This is a genomic window from Burkholderiales bacterium, assembly GCA_036262035.1.
Lineage (GTDB): Bacteria > Pseudomonadota > Gammaproteobacteria > Burkholderiales > SG8-41 > JAQGMV01.
On sequence record DATAJS010000032.1, the window covers coordinates 248981 to 269138 of the forward strand.

The window sequence follows — 20158 nt, forward strand, 5'->3', positions numbered from 1 at the left end:
AGGGCCCCACGCGCCGCCGGGATACCGGAGCGATATGCCGGCGTTCGGAGGACGGCTGAGCGATGCCGAGATCGCCGCCGTTCTGGCCTTTATCAAGAGCGCGGATACAAGGAGCTCAGGATGTTTCGGATTATCGCTGGTACTCTGACGGCTTCGCTGGTCATGATCGCTGCGCCGGTCGCGGCCGCGGCGGGTGACACATCGCGAGGCGCGAAACTGTTTCAGCAATGTGCCGCCTGTCATTCCACGAAGCCTGGCGAGCACCTGACCGGGCCCAGCCTGGCGCATGCGTGGGGTCAGCGCGCGGCCTCCAGCAAGGACTTCCTGCGCTACTCCGACGCACTCAAACGTTCCGCCGTGACTTGGAACGAGAAGACGCTCGACCAATGGCTGGCCGGTCCCGGCCGGTTCGTTCCGGGAAACGCCATGACGTTCCCGGGCATCAAGGACCCGGGTGCTCGGCAGGATCTCATCGCGTACTTGAAAGCGGTCGCCGAGAACTCCGCGCCCACCGCCACCGGAAAACAGGAAGGCGGCATGATGATGGGCCGCTCCCAGCGGGCGAATCTGAAGAAGGCCGGCGCCGATTCGCAGGTGCTGTCCGCATCTCACTGTCGCGACACCTACACGATCAGAACCGCGAACGGCACCGTGCACAAGGTGTGGGAATACAACTTACGCCTGAAAACCGACTCGAGCGGGGATGGGCCGCAACCCGGAAAGCCTGTCATTGTGGGGTCCGGCATGATGGGCGACCGAGTGTCGCTCGTGTTCGCCTCTCCCGCTGAAATCAGCGGCTTCATCAAGGCGTCGTGCAACTGAGGGCTCGATCTGCACGGTAACGTGTCCGATCCCGAAAGTGCTGGTGGAGCTCGTGCGCCGCGTCCTCAACAGATACATCATTCCCCGGCATAAGCTGCAACGAGCGGCGGAATGCGAAGCTCGAGCCAGCGCAGCAGGCTATGCGGGATGCGCGCGCAATGACAACAACGCCGAGGACCGCGCCGTGAGCCCGGATGCGAATTCGACCACGAACATCACGACGTTGATCGCGAGGACGGTTCGAAAGGTCGAAGCCTGCCGGTCTCGCAGCGCTTCGATCGGGCACCCCTTGTCGTTACAGCAATCAGTCATTTCGACTCTCCGATGCGGCCTCTGCGGCGTGCCCGAGACGGCGCGTGCCCCACACGAACGAATGCAGACGGCCGCTTAAGGAGCGATCACACCATTATCGCGAATCGCAAAGGCGCCGGACACCGACCCGCGCGATACGAATGTCAAGCGGCCGATCGTTCGATCGCCGATTCCTGTGGCACCATGCGGGCCGCGAGTTCGGCCGCCGTCTGCTGTGCAGCAGACGGGGCATGGCTACAACAATAGTGGTGACGAGATACGGTGAACCGCAATTTATGGCTGATGGCCGCAGCTCAAGGCCTTTTTCTCACGAACAATGTGGTATTCGTCGCGATCAACGGTCTGGTCGGTCTGTCGCTCGCACCCTACCCCTGGATGGCGACCCTGCCCATCATGGGTTACGTCGTCGGCGGCGCGCTGTCCACGGGTCCGGTGGCATGGTCGCAGGCGCGTTGGGGCCGCAAGGTTTCCTTTCAGCTCGGACTCGCCGTGGCAGTGTTTTCCGCCCTGCTTGCAGCGTATGCGGCGACCAGCGCCGATTTCTGGCTGCTCGTGACCGCGACGATGCTGGCCGGCTACTACAGCGCGAACGGTCAGCTGTACCGCTTCGCCGCCGCGGAGCTTGCCCGGCCTGAGTATCGTCATCGCGCCGTTTCGATCGTCCTCGCCGGCGGACTCGCGGGCGGCGTAATCGGCCCCAGTCTCGCGCAATGGACACAGCACATGACGCAGGCGCCCTTCGTAGGCGCCTACGTCGCGCTGTCGGTCCTCGCGCTCGTTTCCGCAGGCGTCATCTCGCTCGTTCAATTCCCGGTCCCGCTTTCGAAGAACAGGCAGTCCGCCGAAGGACGGCCGCTCTCCGTGATCATGCGCCAGCCCGTGTTCGTCGTGAGCACGCTGGCCGCCGCGGTCAGCTATGGGGTCATGAACATGCTGATGGCCGCGTCGCCGATCGCCATGAAGATGTGCGGACATGCGTTCAGCGACGCCGCACTGGTGCTGCAATAGCACGTCGTCGGGATGTTCGCACCAGGTTTTTTTACCGGCCGCCTGATCACCCGGTTTGGAGAGATCCCGGTCCTCTTCGCGGGCCTGGTCCTCAACGTGATGTGCATCGCCGCCGCGCTGGCGGGCAACGACGTCCCGCATTTCGTCGCCTCGATGTTCCTGCTGGGCGTCGGCTGGAATTTCCTCTTTACGGCGGGCACCTCGCTGTCGCTGAAGGCGTATCGACCGGAAGAACGGGACAAGACCCAGGCCGCGATCAATCTCTGCGTGTTCGGCATGATGATGGTGTCCTCGTTCTCCTCGGGCGCGTTGGTCACCACGCAAGGCTGGACACTGCTCAGCTACGTCTCATTGCTTCTCGTCGTCGTGGCCGCCGTCGGCGTGCTCTGGTATGCGCTTTCGGTGTCCTCGCGACGCACCGCCGTCAATCCACGCTGATCCCGCTAGAGCTCCACGACGATATTGCCCGCCGCGTCGCAGACCGCGCGCGCATCGGGCGGCACGATCAGCGTCGACGACGGCTCTTCCACGATCGCCGGTCCGACGATCGTCTCAAAGGCGGCCAGCGCCGAGCGCTCGCAGACCGGCACGTCCGCATACGCTTTCCGTGCCGGCACCCACGCGCGACGCACACCCTTGCGGGCGTCGCCTGTCGACGCCTGGGGTCCCGCGGTATTCAGGCGTCCGCCGCCCGTGGCCGCGGAGACCGCGACGCGGATGTTGATGATCTCGATGTTCGCAACCGGAGGCACTTTCATGAACATCCGGCGATACGCCTCCAGGAAAGCCTCGCGCAGCGCGGCTTCGGAATCGTGCGTATAAGGTCCTGCCGGCAACGAGGTCACGAGCTCGAATCCCTGCCCGACGAAACGCATGTCGGCCGAACGTGCGACCGAGGTCGCAGCGCTTCCCGCCAGCGTCTTTTCGATCACCGCTTGCGCTTCGCGCTCCAGCGCGGTGTAGGCGGACTCGAGCGCGCGCCAGTCGAGCTCGTCGAGGCGCGCGGTAAGTGTTCCTACGCGATCGATGCGCGCAGGCGCCATGAGAAGCCCGAGCGCCGAAGCGACGCCGGCGCCCGGCGGACAGATCACGCGCTTTATACCTAGCCGGCGCGCGACCTCGCATCCGTGCAGCGGTCCTCCCCCGCCGGTGACGAGCAGCGCAAAGCGGTCGGCACTGTGGCCGCGCTCGGCGATGTGGACCCGTGCGGCCGCAGCCATGTTCTCGTTGACGACCGAGTGGATGCCCCACGCGAGCTCGGGCCCGTCGAGCCGCGAGGCCTTCGCCAAAGGGTCGATCGCGCGCGTCGCTGCCGCGGGGTCGATGGGCATCGTCCCGCCCGCAAAATTCGCCGCATCGAGATAGCCGAGCGTCAGGTTGGCGTCCGTCACTGTCGCATCGTTGCCGCCGCGCCGGTAGCACGCCGGCCCGGGCGCCGCGCCGGCGCTGCGCGGACCCACCTTGAGCAGCCCGAGCGTATCGATAGCCGCGATGCTTCCACCGCCGGCGCCGATCTCGATCAGCTCCACCGTGGAAATGTTCAACGGAAGGCCGCTGCCTTCGGCGAAGCGCTTTTGACGCCCCGCTTCGAAGCGGTAGGCGATCAGCGGCTGACCTCCATCGATGATGGAGAGCTTCGCGGTCGTGCCGCCCATATCGAACGCGAGCACATCGGACACGTCCGAGCGCGCGCCGAAGAACGCCCCGGCCAGCGCACCGGCCGCCGGCCCCGATTCGAGGAGCTGGATCGGGACGCGCTTCGCCTCGTCGATGTGGGTCAGACCGCCGTTGGAGAGCATCATGAAAAGCGGCGCGGAGATGCCGAGCGCCGCGATCTCGCGGCTCATGAGCTCGAGATAGCTGTCCGCGAGCGGCTTGATGTAGGCGTTGGCGACGGTGGTCGACGCGCGCTCGAACTCGCGGATCTGCGGCGACACATCGCTCGAAAGCGAGACGAACAGCTCCGGGTACGCGCTGCGCAGCAACTCGGCCGCGCGGCGCTCGTGGGCGGGATTGGCGTACGCATGAAGGAAGACGACCGCGACCGAAGCCACGCCGGCGTCGCGCAGCTCTTGCGCCCGGGCGAGCAGTGCTTGCTCGTCCAGCGCTATCTCGGGCCGGCCATCGACCGTCGTGCGCTCGGGCACCTCGAGGCGCAACGCCCGACGCACGAGCGGCTTCGGCAGGTCGATGAAGAGATCGTAGAGCTCGTACTTGTGCTCGCGTCCCAGCTCGAGCGTGTCGCGAAATCCGGCAGTCGTGATCAGGCCCGTCAGCGCGCCCTTGCGCTCGATCAGCGCGTTGGTGAAGAGCGTCGTCGCATGGACCACGCGCACGACCTGCGAGTACGGAATCTCGCGCTGGCCGAAGAGGCGCCGGATGCCGCTGACGACGCCTTCGTGCGGCGCATGCGGCGTCGTGAGCTCCTTGTGGCTCAGCGACTGCGCGCGCGCATGGTCGTAGACGACGATGTCGGTGAACGTGCCGCCGATGTCGATGGCGAGTGAATAGGTCATTTAGGCACTTTGATCAAGTCATTGCGAGGAGCGCAAGCGACGAAGCAATCCCGGAGCGTCCGCTCCGTGCGCCACGAGATCGCCGCGTCGCTTCGCTCCTCGCGATGACACCTCCTAAACATAACCGTCGGCGCGGTCGCTCTCGACGAGCGCGTCGGGACGCTCGGCAGGCGGCCCGTAGCCGCCGCCGCCCGGCGTCCTGAGCTCGATCGTCGCGCCGCATTCGACGACGTGCTGCGCCTTGGGGTCGACGCGCTTGCCGTTGATCAGCACTTCCCCCGGCGCGCCCGCCTCGCCTCCGGCAACGCCGGCGGGCGCCGCCTCGGCACGCGTGCGCTCGGCCAGGAAGGTCGCGATCGCCGGCGCTTTCGACGTCGACTCGAACAGGATCTCCTGGCCCGTCCCGCCGCGGTATCGACCCTTGCCGCCGGTGCCTGTGCGGAACCGTCGATGGCGCACCTTGAGCGGCGCGAGCTTCTCGATCATCTCGACCGGGGTCGACGAGATGTTGCTCGGCCAGCTCAGCACATTGGCGCCGTCGCGATCGTGAGCCGCGCCGTAGCCGCCGTTCATGAAGAAGAGGTTGGCGAACGTCCTGCCTTCCGGATTCACGCCGGAGAGATTGATGCACCACAGCGGCGAGCCTACCGTCGCCATCACCTTGTCGGGCATCGCTTCGGCGAGCGCACTGATCACCATCATCGGCAGGAAATGTCCGATGAGCGCGCGCGCGCCACCCGCGGCGGGGTGCCGCGAATTCAGGATCGATCCTTCCGGCGCGGTGATCCGGATCGGCCGCAGGACGCCGTCGTTGTTGGGCACCTCGGGCGAGAGCACCGCCTTCACGCCGTACGCGGTATACGCGATCGTGTACGCGAGGCACACGTTGATCGAGCGCAGCACCTGCGGCGCCGAGCCGGTGAAGTCGATGTCGAGCGCATCGCCGCGCACCGTCATCTTCATCCTGAGCTCGATCGGCTCGGCGAAGCCGTCGCTGACCGCGGTGTGTGCATAGACGCCGTCGGGCAGCGCCCGGATCGCGTTGCGGATCGCAGCCTCGGAGCGGCTGTGGATCTCGTCGGCCAGGGCTTCGAGCGAGCCCAGGCCCTGCTCGCTCATGAGGTCCATGAGCCGCCGCTCCATCAGGTGCAGGCCGGTGAACTGCGCGTAGAGGTCGCCCATCACCTGGTCGGGCACGCGCACGTTCTTACGCAGGATGCGCTCGAAGGTCTGGTCGATCTCGCCGCGGCGCATCACCTTCATGATCGGAATCTGCAGCCCCTCTTCGAACACCTCCTTCGATTCGGCGGAACGGATCCTGCCGCCGATGTCCGGCGAGTGCGCGACCGACCCGGCGAAACCGACGATGCGCCCGTCCAGAAACACCGGCTTGGCGACCGTGATGTCCGGAAGGTGCCCGGTGCCCTGCCAGATGTCGTTGGTGATCAGGATGTCGCCGGGCTCGAGCGTCTCCGGCGGGAACTCGTCGAGAAAGTGGCGGATGGTGCGCGGCACGGTGCCGATGAACGACGGGATGCTGTCGTTGGCCTGCGCGATCGACTGGCCGCGCGCGTCGGTGAGCACGCACGCGAAATCGTTCGACTCGCGCACGATGGTGGAGAACGACGTGCGCACGAGCGCGGCCGCGGCCTCGTCGACGATCGAGATGAGCCGCGTCCAGATCATCTCGAGCGTCACGGCGTTGAATGTCTGCTGCATTGCCCGCTCTCCTGTGAATCGGTACGCGCCGTTACTATACTGGCCTCATCGATACTGGAGCATCCGGAGTGCTTGCGCAATTCCTCGTGCGGGGCTGTGCCGCGCTGATCACGCTGTGGGCATCCTGCGCGCCCGCCGCAACCGCGCCGTTCAATCCGAGTCCGCACGCGATCGACATCCCGGCGTGGTTCAAGCCGAGCTTCCTCGATTTCGGGGAAGAGATCGCCGACGCGGCGAAGCGCGGCAAGCGTGTCCTCGTCTACTTCGGCCAGGACGGCTGCCCGTACTGCCGCGAGCTCATGCGCGCCAATTTCGGCCAGAAGGACATCGCCGACAAGACGCGGCGCCACTTCGACGCGATCGCCGTGAACATCTGGGGCGATACCGAAGTCAAGTGGCTGGACCGCAAGACGTACACCGAGAAGAGCCTCGCGGCACTGCTGAAAGTGCAGTTCACGCCGACGCTGCTGTTCCTCGACGAGAAGGGGCAGGTCGTGCTGCGGCTGAACGGCTATTACCCGCCGCATCAGTTCTCGGTTGCGCTCGATTACGTCGCGGGCCGTCATGAAGCGCGCACATCGTTCCCGCAGTACCTCGCGGCCAACGCACGCGAGCAGGCGAGCGGCGTGCTGCACGACGAGCCGTTCTTCGTGAAACGGCCTTACGACCTCGCGCGCTCGCCACAACCCCGCAAACCGCTTGCAGTGCTGTTCGAACAGAAGGAATGCGCGGCATGCGACCAGCTCCACCGCGAGGGCTTCAAAACGCCATCGGTGCGTACCCGGCTCGGGGCGCTCGAAGTCGTGCGCCTCGAGCTCTTCGGCCGCGAGCCGGTCGTCACCCGCACCGGCGAAAAGCTCACGGAAGGAGAGTGGGCGCGGCGGCTGGGCGTCGCTTACGTTCCGACGATCGTGTTCTTCGACGCGGCCGGCAGGGAGGTGTTCCGCGTGGAAGGCTATCTGCGGCCCTTCCATCTCGAGTCGAGCTTCGAATACGTAACGTCCGGGAGCTACCGGAACGAACCGAGCTTTCAGCGCTACGTGCAACAGCGCGCGGAGAAGATCAGGAGGGCCGGGGGCAAAGTGCAGCTGTGGTAGCGGTCGTAGCGCGTGTATACATTCGCATACTATACTATGCACATGGCTACACGTACTGGCGCCCCGCCCCTGCACCGCCTCACCGCGAGCGAGATCGTCCAAGCGATCCGTTCGGGCGACGCGACGTGCGAGGCGGTCGCGCGCTCGTGCCTCGAGCGCATCGCGGAGCGCGACGGCGACGTGCAGGCGTGGCAGTACGTCGATCCGGACCAGGCGATCGCCGCGGCGCGCGCGATGGACCGCGAGACCCGGCGCGGGCCCCTCTACGGGGTGCCGTTCAACGTCAAGGACATCATCGACACGAGCGACATGCCGACCGAGTACGGCTCGCCCATCTACGCCGGCTTCCGGCCGCGGGCCGACGCCGCGTGTGTCGCGCTCAGCCGCAAGGCCGGCGCGGTGCTGCTCGGCAAAGCGGTGACCGTGGAGTTCGCGAACCGCCATCCTTCGAAGACGCGCAATCCGCTGGACCTCGCACGCACGCCCGGCGGCTCGTCGAGCGGGTCCGCGGCCTCGGTGGCCGACTACATGGTGCCCGTATCGATCGGCTCGCAGGGCACCAGCTCGACGGTCAAGCCCGCTTCGTACTGCGGCGTCTTCGGCTACCGTCCGACGTGGGGCGAGCTGCGCTGTGCAGGCGTGAAGGAAGCTTCCAGCTCGTTCGACACGTTGGGTCTCTTCGCGCGCTCGATCGACGACATCGCCCTGCATCGCGACGTGCTGCTCGGCGCCGAGCCGACGCCGCTAACCAAGCGCGCCAGCGCGCCGCGCATCGCGTTCTGCCGCACGCACTTCTGGGACCTCCTCGAGCCGTCGACGCGCACACTGCTGGAAGGCGCCGCGGATCAACTGCGCCGCGCGGGCGCCGCGGTCGAAGACCTCGATCTGCCGAGCGTCTTCGAAGAAGCCGCCGAAGCGCGCGGCCTCATCGCCGGCTTCGAGTTCGCGCTCAATTACACGTGGGAGATCGAGCATCACTGGGACCGGTTGAGCGAGACGCTGCGCAACGGCCGCATCAGGGACGGCGTGTCGTGCACCTACGACGATTACGTGCAGGCGCGTAGCGTGGTGGAGCATTGCCGCGCGCTGATCGCGCAGTTGCTCGAGCCCTACGACGCGGTTCTGGCCGCCCCTGGAACGGGTGAGGCGCCGATCGGATTCTCGACCACCGGCAGCTCGAAGCCCGCGCTGATCTGGACGACCATGCACCTGCCTGCGATTTCCATCCCGGTCTTTCGCGGCCCCGCCGGCCTGCCCGTCGGCGCGCTCGTCGTGGGCAAGCGCAGCCGCGATCGCGAGCTGCTTGCAGCGGCAGACTGGATTTACCGCGCGCTCGGCTGAACGCGCATTCACCCGAACATAAAACAACAACAGCGAATCCATCGCTGGTAACCGAGGAGAGAACTGCCTTGTACGTGCTCAGGACCCTTGCGCTGCTCGCGCTTACGACGTGCGGCGCGATCGACGCTGCGAATGCGGCGTCGTCGACCGCCCCCGCTTTTCCAACCAAACCGGTCAGGGTGCTCGTCGGATTCGCACCCGGCGGCGGCAGCGACACGCTCGCGAGGCTCGTCGCACCTCGCCTGAGCGAGTTGCTCGGCCAGCCCCTCGTGGTCGACAACCGGCCCGGCGCGAACGGCGTGATCGCGATGGAGCTCGCGGCCAAATCGCCGGCCGACGGCTACACGCTGATGATCGCGTCCGGCAGCTCGGTCGTCAGCGCGACCCTGGTGACCAAGGTCGACTTCGACATCAACAAGGCGTTCGCGCCGATCTCGCTGCTCGCGAAGCAGCCGTACGTACTGATGGTGTCGCAGTCGCTACCCGTCAACGACGTGAAAGGGCTCGTGAGCTACGCCAAGAGCAAGCCCGGCGCGCTCAACTACGGTTCGTCCGGCCATGGATCGTCGGCCCATCTCGGGATGGAGCTCTTCAAGCAGATGGCCGGCGTCGAGATGACGCACATCGCGTACAAAGGCATCGGTCCGGCGATCACCGAGCTCGTCGGCGGCCAGATCCAGCTCCTGTTCGGCAGTGCGGTGTCGGCCGGCGCCGCGGTCAAGACCGGCAAGGTCCGCGCGCTCGCGGTCACCAGCGCGCGCCGCGCCAAAGCGCTGCCGGAGCTCCCGACGATCGCCGAGTCCGGAGTGCCGAAGTTCGATCTCACCGGCTGGTATGGGCTCGTCGCGCCCGCGGGCGTTCCGCACCCGATCGTCACGCAGCTCAACCAGGCCGTCGCGCGCGCCTTGAGCGTTCCGGAAGTTCAAAGCCGCCTGAGCACCGACGGTTCCGAAGCCGCGGCCGGCACGCCGGCGCAGTTCGCAGAAACCATCGCGCAGGAGATCCAGAAATGGAGAAAGCTCATGCAGCAGACGCATCTGAAGCTGCAGTGATGAGCGCCTTGCTGTATTCGAACCTCATCGCATCGCTGCTGCTCGTCGCTGCGCCCGCCGGCGCGCAGACCTATCCGGCCAAGCCGATCCGCGTGGTCGTGCCGTTCGCGCCGGGCGGCGGCACCGACGCTCACACGCGCACCGTCGGACAAAAGCTCAGCGAGCGCTGGGGGCAGCCGGTGCTGGTCGACAACCGCAGCGGCGCGAACGGGAACATCGGCGCCGCGCTGGTCGCGAAGTCGCCCGCGGACGGCTACACACTGATGGCGACGTCGGGTTCGTTCGCGACCAATCCGGGCGTTTACGATTCCCTGCCGTTCGATCCGATCAGGAGCTTCGACGCGGTCGCCATGCTGTCGCCGACGTATTACGCGGTCGTGGTGCCGCAGGCGTTGCCGATCCATACGCTCAAGGAGCTCATCGAGCTCGGCCGCAAGAGCAACGGCAAGCTCACCGCGGCGATCTCGGGCATCGGCAGCCCGTCGCACCTCGCGGGCGAGCTGTTCCGCACGATGACGAAGACGAGCTTCGTCAGCGTTCCATACCGGGGAACCGGCCCGGCGCTGACCGATCTCCTCGCGGGCCAGGCCGACCTGATGTTCTGCGACTCGCTCGCGGCCGCACCGCACGTCAAGGCCGGCAAGCTGAAAGCGCTCGCCGTGTCGTCGCTGAAACGCATTCCGACCTTGCCCGACGTGCCGCCGGCGGCCGAAGCGGGCGTGCCGGGCTTCGAAGCGATCAGCTGGAGCGGACTGTTCGCCCCGGCGGGAACGCCGCGTTCGATCGTCAAGCAGCTCAACAGCGAGATCAACGCGATCCTGCGACTGCCGGACGTCCAGCAGCGCCTCTACAGCGACGGCACCGCGTTCGGCGAGAACACGCCCGAATGGATGGCTGCGTTCGTCAAACGCGAGATCGAGAAGTGGACCAGGGTGGCGAAGGCCTCCGGTACGCGCGCCGAATGAAAGGGAATCGTGCATGACCCGCAATCGCATACCGCGCATCGCCGGCGCACTGCTCGCGCTCGCGTGGGCCGCTGCGGCCGGCGCCCAAGGCTATCCGGCGAAACCGGTGCGCGTCATCGTGCCCATCGCCCCCGGCGGCGGACAGGATTTCGTCGCGCGCATGGTGGGGCAGAAGCTCACCGCGGCGTTCGGACAGCAATTCATCATCGACAACCGGCCCGGCGCGGGCGGCATCATCGGCACGCAGCTCGCGGTGAAATCGCCGCCCGACGGCTACACGCTCGTCCTGGTCGCCGCGAGCTACACCGCGCAGCCGAGCCTGTACTCGAAGCTGCCGTACGACGCGGTGAAGGACCTCGCGCCGATCACCCAGCTGGGCGGCGCGCCCTACCTGCTCGTGGTCAATCCAACGGTGCCCGCGAAGAGCGTCAGGGAGTTCGTCGCGCTGGCGAAATCGAGCCGGGGCAAGCTCACCTACGGATCGTCGGGCAGCGGCGAGATGAGCAATCTCTCGATGGAGCTCCTCAAGACGCTCGCCGGCTTCGACGCGGTACACGTTCCCTATAAGGGTGCGGCGCCGGCATTGGCCGCGGCGATCTCGGGCGAAGTCGATGCGTTCTTTCCTTCGATCACCTCCGGAATGCCGCACGTCAGGAGCGGCAAGGCGCGCGTGCTGGCGGTGACGACCGCCAAACGCGCCGCGCTCCTGCCCGAAGTTCCGACCATCGCGGAATCCGGATTTCCGGGTTACGACGTGAGCGGCTGGTACGGCCTGCTCGCGCCGGCGGGAACGCCGAACGAGATCGTGAACCGGCTGCAGCAGGAAGTCGCGAAGATCCTGGACCTGCCCGACGTCCGGGACATGCAGACCGCGAACGGGCGCGTACCGACACCGGGCGGCAACACGCCGCAATCGTTCGCCGCGAACATCCAGGCGGAGATCGCGCGCTGGGCGAAAGTCATCAAACGCGCCGGCATACGGCTGGAGTGACAGTAATGCGCGACCTTCACGACCTCACGATCGCGGCCGCGGCGAAGCTCATCGCCGCACGGGAAATCTCGCCGGTGGAGCTCACGCGCTCCCTGCTCGAGCGCATCGACGCGCTCGATCCGCAGGTGCGGGCGTTCCTCACGGTCACCGCCGACCGCGCGCTGGACGATGCTCGCAGCGCCGGGCGCGAGATCGCCGCGGGGCGCAATCGCGGTCCGCTGCACGGCATACCGATCGGTCTGAAGGACATCTATTACACCGGCGGCATACGCACGACCGCACATTCGAAGGTCGCGAGCGATTTCACGCCCGCCTTCGACGCGACCACCACGCGCAAGCTCGCGGAGGCCGGCGCGATACTGATGGGCAAGACCGCGACCCACGAGTTCGCGCACGGCGGGCCGTGCTTCGATCTGCCGTGGCCGCCTGCGCGCAATCCGTGGAACCTCGCGCATTTCACCGGCGGATCGAGCAGCGGCTCCGCCGCGGCCATCGCCGCCGGATTCGTATTCGCGGCCCTGGGCACCGACACCGGCGGCTCGATCCGCAAGCCCGCGTCGTATTGCGGCGTCGTCGGCATCAAGCCCACTTACGGCCGCGTGAGCCGCTACGGCGTCATTCCGAATTCGTTCTCGCTCGATCATTGCGGTCCGCTCGCGTGGACCGTCGAAGACTGCGCGATCACGCTCGGCGCGATCGCCGGCTACGACGCCAACGACCCCGCCAGCGCGGACGTGCCGGTGCCCGACTACCGTCGAGCGCTGACCGGCGACATCAGGGGCCTGAGGATCGGCGTGCTGCGCCATCTCTGGGAAGAAGACGTCCCGATCGGCGCGGAGCTCGCGCACGCGACCGACGCAGCGATCGCGGTGCTCGAGAAGCTCGGTGCGCGCATCGAGACCGCGCGCATCGCGCGAGCCCAGGAGTATTACGACGCGAAGATGATCATCGGCGAGACCGAGGCGTTCGCCATCCATCAGCGCGACTTCCAGCGGCGGCCGCAGGATTACGGCGCCCACTACATCGGCCGCGTGCTCATCGCGTGTCTCTTCCAGAGCGCCGATTACATGCGCGCCCAGCGCCAGCGCCGGCGCCTGGTGCGCGCGATGCAGCCGCTGTACGAACGTTACGACGCGCTGCTGACGCCGGGGCTGGACGCCGCGCCGGTGCTCGCGCCGGACCGGAAAGGCTTCTGGGACAACTGGCAGACGCCGAACATACCGACGGTCTTCGACGTCACCGGAGACCCGGCGATCGTGGTGTGCAGCGGGTTCGCGAAGAACGGCCTGCCGCTCGGGTTGCAGATCGCCGGCCGCCCCTTCGACGAAGCGACCGTGCTGCGGATTGCGGATGCCTACGAGCGCGCGACGAGCTGGCGCGCCGCGCGGCCGCGCATCGTACCGGGCGCCCCGCTTCCGCCGGTAGAGCCCGCGCCTCACGCGCATTCATCGCAACCGCAGGACCCGCACACGCGCGTGTGGGTGGAAGCGCTGTGCAAGCGCGCCGGTCTGGACCTGCCCGAGCACCTGCTGCTTCAGCTTTGCGAAGCGGCCCCGTATGCGCAGGCGATGGTCGACCGCATCCCGATCGGCGAGTGGGAAGACGAGCCGGCGAACGTCTTCAACCTGACGCCGGTGCGCTCGCCGATCAGAAGTTGATCGTGACGGTGATCGCGTCGGTGTAGGTGCCGGTCGGCACGGACTGGCCGCTGCGGATGCGGCCGTACACGGTGTGCACCGTTGCCGCGCCGGTCCCGCTGCCGCGGGAGAGGTTGCTGCCTCCGGTCCCGTCGCCCCAGATCGAGGTGCGGCCGGCATCGTTGTACAGGTTGTAGGTGAGCCCGTTCCCGCCGGCCGTCATGCTGCGTCCGCTGTAGGTCGCGCCCGCGCCCGTTCCCACGCTCATGGCGATCGTATACGGGGCTCCGGCCGAGCACGTCGCGGTGACGGTGCTCGTCACGTCGATGGGGGCGTTGATCGGGTTCGGGATAGCCGTCCCGAAGTTCAGCGCGGCCGCCGACATCGTGCAGGTCGGGACGACCGTGCCGCTCACCGTGAAGGTCGTGGTCGCGGTCGCCGCGACGGCCAAGCCGGGGAGCACGAGTCCGAGCACTACCAGCCAACGCACGTATGCAGTCATGTCGCCCTCACTGCGGCTCGATCTTCGCGGCCTTGACCACCCGCGCCCACTGGGCGGTCTCCTGCCGTATCACTTCCGACATCCGGCTGGGGCTCATCGTATAGGGCTCGCTGCCTTCGGCCAGGAGGCGCTCGCGCACGTCGGGCGCCTGTGCGGCTTTCGCGATCTCCGCGTTCAACCTGGAGACGATGTCGGGCGGCGTTCCGGCGGGCGCGAGCATGCCGACCCAGAGGTTGAAGACGACGCCCGGAAAGCCCGCCTCGCCCATCGTTGGAAGCTCCGGCGCCGCGGCCGAGCGGCGCTCGCTCGTGACCGCGAGCGCGCGCAGCTTGCCGGCTTTCACCTGCGCCATGGACGGCGCGAGATTGTTGAACATGAGCTGCACCTGCCCGCCGATGAGGTCGGACATCGCGGGCCCGTTCCCTTTGTAGGGCACGTGCGTGATCGCGATCTTCGCTTCGACCCGAAAGAGCTCGGCCGCGATGTGCGACGACGAGCCGGTGCCGGCGGAGGCGTAATCGAGCTGTCCGGCGCGCGCACGCGCGATCGCCACGAGATCCCTGACGCTGCGCGCGGGCAGCGACGGGTGCACGATCAGCACGTTCGGCTGGCCCGCGATCGTGCCCACCGCGACGAGGTCCTTCTGCATGTCCAGCGGCATCTGCCGGTACAGGCTGGGATTGATCGTGACGGTCGTGTTGGCGCAGCTCATCAGGGTGTAGCCGTTCGCAGGCGCCTTGGCGGTGATGTCGGCGCCGAGGTTGCCGTTCGCGCCCGGACGGTTGTCGACGAAGAACTGCTGGCCCAGGTTGTCGCTCAACGCTTTGGTCGCGATGCGCGTGACGAAATCCGCCCCGCCGCCGGCGGGATAGGGGACGATGACCCGCACCGGTTTCGCCGGATAAGCCTGGCTCCACGCCGCTGCGGACAGGAGTAACGCGACCAGCCCCGTAGAGCGATGGAACGGCATGCCGACCTCCTCCTCAGTCGCCGATGCGCACCCCGGCCTGTTTAATGACGGGGCCCCAGCGGTCGTATTCGGCGCGGATGAAGCGCGAGAACTCCTCGGGCGTGCTGTAGCGCACCGTTCTGATGTGCGACGCCGATCTCACGGCGGCGCCCGCTTCAGCGCCGGACCGCGTCGGCCGGTATGCGCAGCCGCTCTTTCTCCACGATCGCCTCGCACTCGATCTCGACCAGCATCTCGGGCATCGCGAGGCAGGCCACGCCGATCAGCGTGCTGGTCGGCAGCGGATCCTTGAAATACTTGAAGCGCTCGTCGATCGCCGCGAAATACGACTTCATGTCGGTCGTATACGTCGTGGTGCGGGTGATGTCCGCCATCGTCGCGCCGACGCTCTCGAGCGCGATCTGGATCGCGATGCACACCTCCCGGATCTGGCCGCGCATGTCGCCCTTGCACGCGACCTCGCCTTCGAGGGTGCGCGAGGTGCGGCCGGCGAGATAGACGTGCGCGTGATGGTCCTCGCTCCGGACCACGATGACCGGGGTGTAGATGACCTGCCTGTTGCCGCCGACCTTGTACGAGTTCTCGGGCGTGACGTAGTAGCGTTCCAGCATGAAGCCTCCTGGTGAGGAAGAACGATTGCTGTAGCGAACCGCGGACTGAGGTCGATGGTTGCAGGGACAGTAACATCGCGGCGCGCTTCGCGCCAACCCGGCCCTTCCGGGCAGCGTAAGGATCGGCGGGCGCGCTCGGTCTCATGCATGCCGGACCCCACTCGTCATCTCATGAGGTGTCACATGCAGTGGAAGCTTGCGCTCGCAGCAGCAGCAGCAGTCGGCAGCACCCTGTCCTGGAGCGGCCTCGCGTCGGCCGCCGGTTACCCGGACAAACCCATACGCTGGATCATTCCCTTCCCACCCGGCGGCAGCAACGACGTCCTCGGCCGCTATCTCGGCGAGAAGCTGACCGAGCGATTGCACCAGCAGGTGGTCATCGACAACCGCGCCGGCGCGAACGGCATCATCGGCACCGAGCTCGCGGCGCAGTCGCCCGCCGACGGCTATACGGTGCTCATGATCTCCACCTCGTTCGTGATGAACGCGGCGGTGCGCTCGCTGCCTTACAACGTCGAGAAGTCCTTCGATCCGATCGCCACCATCGCGACCGCGCCGAACTGCATCGTGACCTCCTCCAAATCGAACATCGGCTCGGTGCGCGAGCTCGTCGAGCGCGCGAAAGCGGCGCCGGGCAAGATCAACTACGCATCGACGGGCGTCGGCGGCTTCAACCATTTCGGCGGCGAGCTCTTCAAGAGCACCACCGGCGTCAACCTCGTGCACGTGCCCTATCGCGGCGGCGCTCCTGCGATGACCGACGTCATGGCGGGCCAGGTGCCGATCATGTTCAGCTCGTTGACCCAGGTGCTGCCGAACGTGCGCAGCGGCCGGCTCAAGCTGCTCGCCGTCGGCGCTTCCAAGCGCAGTCCGGTGGTCCCGGACGTGCCCACGGTCGCCGAGTCGGGCTATCCCGGCTACGAGGTCGCGGTCTGGTGGGGCGTCTCCGCGCCGGCGGGCGTGCCGCGCGGCCCGCGGGAGGCGCTGCAAAAGGCGTTCGACGACATCCTCGCGGACCCCGCCACCAGGCAGCGCCTCATGGCCGACGCCGCGGAGCCGATGCCGATGAAATCGGCGGAGATCCGCAGGATGATCCACGCCGAGGTCGAGAAGTGGACCGACGTGGCGCGGCGCGCCTCGATCCACGTCCCGGGCACGCAGGCCGCGCGCTGACTTACGGCGCCCGCGAGCCTGCGCTCGCGGGCGCCTCCCACGGGGCGTCGAAGCGCTCGCGCGTCGCGTAATCGGCGAGGCCGAGCGCGAGCAGCACCGCGAGCATGAAGAGCGCGGTCGCCAGGGTGAGGCGCAGCACCGGCTCGCGCGCGCGCAGATGCATGAAAAATAGTGCGACTAGCGCGGCTTTGATCGCGGCGATCGCGAAGTTCGCCACGCCGTTCCATACCCCCATCGGCACGTAAGCGCTGCCGAACGTGAGCGCCAGCAGCGCGAGCAGCGCGACCCAGACCTGCACGATGCGCCGGTAGGGCTTCATCCCGCGCGCCCCACGAGATACAGCATCGGATACAGGAAGATCCAGATCGCGTCGACGAAGTGCCAGTAGAGCCCGGCGATCTCGACGTGTCCGGCATTCGCGCGATCGAAGCGCACCGCGAACCCGATCACGATCGCGATGCCGACGGTAAGGTGCACCGCGTGTACCCCGGTCATCGCGAAATAGAGGTAGTAGAAGATCTCCGCGCCGCGCGCATGCGCCGCGTCGAACGCGAACGACGCACCGGGGACGAGGTGCTCGCGCCACTCGGCGTGATACTCGAATCCTTTCAGCGCGAGGAAGGCGCAGCCGAGGAGCGCGGTCGCCGCGAGCAAGCCGCGCGCCGCGCGCGCACCCGCCCGCCGCGCTTCGGCCGCCATCGCCATGGTGAAGCTGCTCGTCAGCAGCACCGCCGTGTTGAGCGTGCCGATCGTCACGTCGGTGTGGCGGCTCGCCGCGGCGAACGCGTCGCCCAGATGCATCCGCCCGTAGACGTAGCCCATGAAGAGCGGCCCGAAGAAGAGCACTTCGGTGGCGAGGAAGATCCACAAGCCGAAGCGCGCGGCGTCGGCCTCGGCCGCGCGGCTGCGGAACTGGCCGGCGATGCCCGCGCTCAAGTGCGTGCTCCTTCGTACTCGTACGGCCCCGCCTCCACCACCGGCGTGTCCTCGAAGTTGTGCTTGGGCGGCGGCGACGGCGTCTGCCACTCGAGCCCGGTCGCGCGCCACGGGTTGTCCCCCGCGGCCGCGCCCCTGAGGAGCGACCACGTCAGATACACGAGCGGCAGCAGGTAACCGATCGCCAGCACCGCGGCGCCGCACGACGAGAACACGTTGAGCAGCGTGAACTCCGCCGGATACGCGTGGTAGCGCCGCGGCATGCCCTGATAACCGAGCAGGTACTGCGGGAAGAACGTCAGGTTGAAGCCGACGAAGACGAGCACCGCGGACACGCGCGCCCACATCTCCGGGTACAGGCGGCCGGTCGCCTTGGGCCACCAGAAGTGGATGCCGCCGAGATACGCCATCACGCTGCCGCCGACCATGATGTAGTGGAAGTGCGCGATGACGAAATAGGTGTCGGTGAGATGCACGTCGAGCGCGAGCGAGGCGAGGTAGAGCCCGGTGATGCCGCCGATCGTGAACAGCCCGACGAAGCCCCACGCGTAGAGCATCGGCGCGGACAGCGTGATGCGGCCCTTGTAGAGCGTCGCGGTCCAGTTGAAGACCTTCACCGCGGACGGGATCGCGACGAGGAACGACAGCAGCGAGAACACGATGCTCGCGTAGGCCGACTGGCCCGACACGAACATGTGATGGCCCCACACCAGGAAGCCGAGCGCCGCGATGGCGATGATCGCGTAGGCCATGAAGCGATAGCTGAAGATGCGTTTGCGGGCGAAGCACGGGATGATCTCGCTCGCCACGCCCATCGCGGGCAGCAGCATGATGTACACCGCCGGGTGCGAATAGAACCAGAAGAGGTGCTGGAACAACAGCGGATCGCCGCCCAGCGCCGGGTCGAAGATGCCCACGCCGAGCACGCGCTCGATCGCGACCAGGGTCAGCGTCATGCCGAGCACCGGCGTGGCGAGCACGAGGATGATGCTCGTCGCGTAGATCGCCCACACGAAGAGCGGCAGCCGGAACCACGTCATCCCCGGCGCGCGCAGCGTGTGCACCGTCACGATGAAGTTGAGCCCGCTCATGATCGAGGACACGCCGAGGACGAATACGCCGGCGAGCGTCAGCACCACGTGCGAGTCCGAGAACATCGTCGAGAACGGCGTGTAGAACGTCCAGCCGGTGTCGACGCCGCCCGAGATCAGCGCGCCGAGCACCAGGATGCCGCCCGCCATGTACACGTACCAGCTCGCGAGGTTGAGCCGCGGAAAAGCGAGGTCGCGCGCGCCGATCATCATCGGCACGAGAAAGTTGCCGAGCACGTTGGGGATCGACGGGATGAGGAACAGCCACACCATGATCACGCCGTGCGCGGTGAAGAGCCGGTTGTAGGTGTCGTCGCTGACCAGGTCGCCCGCCGGCGTCGCGAGCTCGAGCCGCATGAACGCCGCGGCCGCGCCGCCGATGAAGAAGAACGCGGTGATCGAGATCGCGAAGAGCAGCGCGATGCGCTTGTGATCGTGCGTGGAGAGCCACGAGCGCAGCGTGTAGCCTTCGCCCAGATAGGTCATTCGCGCCTCGTCGAGCGGATGTAATGGACGATCGCCTGGATGTCCTCTTCGCCGATCTGGCCGGCGAACGAGGGCATGATCGGCTCGAAGCCTGCGACGACGTCTTTCTTCGGCAGCAGGATCGAATCGCGCAGGTACGCTTCGTCGGCGACGAGCGAGCGGCCGTCGGCGAGATGCACGGTGCGGCCGAACAGCCCGGCGAGCTCGGGCGCGTGCACCGCCGAGCGCGTGCTGTGGCAGCCGCTGCAGCCGTACTGGCGGAAGAGCTCGAAACCGCGCTGCGCAAGCCCCGGCTCGTGCGGGCCCGCTTCGAGCCAGCGCGCGAACGCCGCCGGCTCCATCACCACGATGCGCCCGCGCATCGCGGCGTGCTGCGTACCGCAGTACTCGGCGCACAGCAGGTGGTATTCGCCGGCGCGCGTCGCCCTGAACCAGATGCTCGTGTACCGCCCCGGCACCACGTCCTGCTTCAACCGCAGCGCGGGCACGTAGAAGCTGTGGATCGCATCCTGCGAAGTCATGACGACGCGCACCGCCTGCCCCACCGGCACGTGCAGCTCATCGATCTCGCGCCGCCCGTTCGCGTGCTGGAGCTTCCACATCCACTGCTTGGCTACGACGTAGACCGGCATCGCATCGGCCGGTGCGCGGTACAGGTCGCGATAGTCGTACGCCGCCCACGCGAAGAACGACAGAAAGCTCACCAGGAGCGCGGCGAGCCACGCCAGCTCGAGCGGCAGGTTCTGTGCGGGCGGCGCGCTGCGGTCGACCGTGGACGACGCGCGATAGCGGATCGCGAACACGACGACGACGGCGAAGATCGCCGCGGCGACCGCCGCGGTGATCGCGAGCAGCGAGAAGAACAGCACGTCGGTGCGATGCGCGGCATCGGACACGCCCGGCGTCAGCCATTGGAACACCGCGTCCAT

General features: G+C 67.3%; 19 protein-coding genes and 1 pseudogene. 9 read left to right on the forward strand and 11 right to left on the reverse strand.

Features of this window, described 5'->3' with window-relative positions; all coding sequences use genetic code 11:
* The first annotated feature begins 120 nt into the window (after positions 1–120).
* The gene (locus VHP37_33135; protein ID HEX2831219.1) at positions 121–822 is read left to right on the forward strand and encodes a c-type cytochrome; all 702 of its coding nucleotides are present in this window, start codon (positions 121–123) and stop codon (positions 820–822) included.
* Positions 823–960: 138 nt separating this feature from the next.
* Here VHP37_33135 and VHP37_33140 read toward each other — a convergent pair whose 3' ends face one another.
* Positions 961–1134 (reverse strand): hypothetical protein, encoded by a 174-nt coding sequence (locus tag VHP37_33140; protein ID HEX2831220.1) that lies wholly within the window; start codon positions 1132–1134, stop codon positions 961–963.
* A gap of 261 nt (positions 1135–1395) precedes the next feature.
* Between VHP37_33140 and VHP37_33145 the strand changes: the two are divergent.
* A pseudogene (locus VHP37_33145) lies at positions 1396–2580 on the forward strand (MFS transporter).
* Positions 2581–2585: 5 nt separating this feature from the next.
* Here the strand turns inward: VHP37_33145 and VHP37_33150 are convergent.
* Both VHP37_33150 and VHP37_33155 read right to left on the reverse strand, forming a co-directional pair.
* Positions 2586–4658, reverse strand: a complete 2073-nt coding sequence (locus VHP37_33150; GenBank protein HEX2831221.1) for a hydantoinase/oxoprolinase family protein — start codon at positions 4656–4658, stop codon at positions 2586–2588.
* A 114-nt stretch (positions 4659–4772) separates the two neighbouring features.
* The gene (locus VHP37_33155; protein ID HEX2831222.1) at positions 4773–6377 is read right to left on the reverse strand and encodes a hydantoinase B/oxoprolinase family protein; all 1605 of its coding nucleotides are present in this window, start codon (positions 6375–6377) and stop codon (positions 4773–4775) included.
* Between the two features lie 68 nt (positions 6378–6445).
* Between VHP37_33155 and VHP37_33160 the strand changes: the two genes are divergently transcribed.
* The 6 genes from VHP37_33160 (at position 6446) to VHP37_33185 (ending at position 13481) form a co-directional block, all read left to right on the forward strand.
* Positions 6446–7474: a thioredoxin fold domain-containing protein gene (locus tag VHP37_33160; GenBank protein ID HEX2831223.1), complete on the forward strand. Its 1029-nt coding sequence runs from the start codon at positions 6446–6448 to the stop codon at positions 7472–7474.
* Positions 7475–7516: 42 nt separating this feature from the next.
* Positions 7517–8815, forward strand: coding sequence for an amidase (locus VHP37_33165; GenBank protein ID HEX2831224.1), 1299 nt, complete (start codon positions 7517–7519; stop codon positions 8813–8815).
* 74 nt (positions 8816–8889) lie between these two features.
* Positions 8890–9867, forward strand: coding sequence for a tripartite tricarboxylate transporter substrate binding protein (locus VHP37_33170; protein HEX2831225.1), 978 nt, complete (start codon positions 8890–8892; stop codon positions 9865–9867).
* Positions 9867–10832 (forward strand): tripartite tricarboxylate transporter substrate binding protein, encoded by a 966-nt coding sequence (locus tag VHP37_33175; protein HEX2831226.1) that lies wholly within the window; start codon positions 9867–9869, stop codon positions 10830–10832. The genes VHP37_33170 and VHP37_33175 overlap by 1 nt, the downstream gene beginning before the upstream one ends.
* 13 nt (positions 10833–10845) lie before the next feature.
* A complete protein-coding gene (locus tag VHP37_33180; GenBank protein HEX2831227.1) occupies positions 10846–11823 on the forward strand; it encodes a tripartite tricarboxylate transporter substrate binding protein in 978 nt (325 codons plus the stop codon).
* Between the two features lie 5 nt (positions 11824–11828).
* Positions 11829–13481: an amidase gene (locus tag VHP37_33185; GenBank protein ID HEX2831228.1), complete on the forward strand. Its 1653-nt coding sequence runs from the start codon at positions 11829–11831 to the stop codon at positions 13479–13481.
* Here the strand turns inward: VHP37_33185 and VHP37_33190 are convergent.
* Genes VHP37_33190 through VHP37_33205 form a run of 4 tightly spaced genes read right to left on the reverse strand, consistent with a single transcriptional unit; the run spans position 13471 to position 15543 of the window.
* On the reverse strand, positions 13471–13962 hold the full coding sequence (locus tag VHP37_33190; protein HEX2831229.1) for a spore coat U domain-containing protein: 492 nt from the start codon (positions 13960–13962) through the stop codon (positions 13471–13473). The two genes, VHP37_33185 and VHP37_33190, sit on opposite strands and share 11 nt — an antisense overlap.
* A gap of 7 nt (positions 13963–13969) precedes the next feature.
* Entirely contained in the window at positions 13970–14932 is a 963-nt protein-coding gene (locus VHP37_33195; protein HEX2831230.1) for a tripartite tricarboxylate transporter substrate binding protein, read from the reverse strand.
* Between the two features lie 13 nt (positions 14933–14945).
* Positions 14946–15074: a hypothetical protein gene (locus VHP37_33200; GenBank protein HEX2831231.1), complete on the reverse strand. Its 129-nt coding sequence runs from the start codon at positions 15072–15074 to the stop codon at positions 14946–14948.
* 13 nt (positions 15075–15087) lie between these two features.
* Positions 15088–15543, reverse strand: a complete 456-nt coding sequence (locus VHP37_33205; protein HEX2831232.1) for a Rid family hydrolase — start codon at positions 15541–15543, stop codon at positions 15088–15090.
* A 183-nt stretch (positions 15544–15726) separates the two neighbouring features.
* Between VHP37_33205 and VHP37_33210 the strand changes: the two genes are divergently transcribed.
* Entirely contained in the window at positions 15727–16716 is a 990-nt protein-coding gene (locus VHP37_33210) for a tripartite tricarboxylate transporter substrate binding protein (GenBank protein ID HEX2831233.1), read from the forward strand.
* Position 16717: 1 nt separating this feature from the next.
* Here VHP37_33210 and VHP37_33215 read toward each other — a convergent pair whose 3' ends face one another.
* From VHP37_33215 to coxB, 4 genes are read right to left on the reverse strand one after another with little or no spacing between them, the layout of a single operon-like run.
* Complete coding sequence (locus tag VHP37_33215; protein ID HEX2831234.1) at positions 16718–17035, reverse strand: cytochrome C oxidase subunit IV family protein; 318 nt, start codon at positions 17033–17035, stop codon at positions 16718–16720.
* On the reverse strand, positions 17032–17652 hold the full coding sequence (locus VHP37_33220) for a cytochrome c oxidase subunit 3 (protein ID HEX2831235.1): 621 nt from the start codon (positions 17650–17652) through the stop codon (positions 17032–17034). The genes VHP37_33215 and VHP37_33220 overlap by 4 nt, the downstream gene beginning before the upstream one ends.
* Positions 17649–19229 carry a cytochrome c oxidase subunit I gene (ctaD, locus tag VHP37_33225; GenBank protein ID HEX2831236.1) on the reverse strand — a complete coding sequence of 527 codons (1581 nt, stop codon included), beginning with the start codon at positions 19227–19229 and terminating at the stop codon, positions 17649–17651. Before ctaD ends, VHP37_33220 begins: the two co-directional genes overlap by 4 nt.
* Positions 19226–20158, reverse strand: coding sequence for a cytochrome c oxidase subunit II (gene coxB, locus VHP37_33230; protein HEX2831237.1), 933 nt, complete (start codon positions 20156–20158; stop codon positions 19226–19228). The genes ctaD and coxB overlap by 4 nt, the downstream gene beginning before the upstream one ends.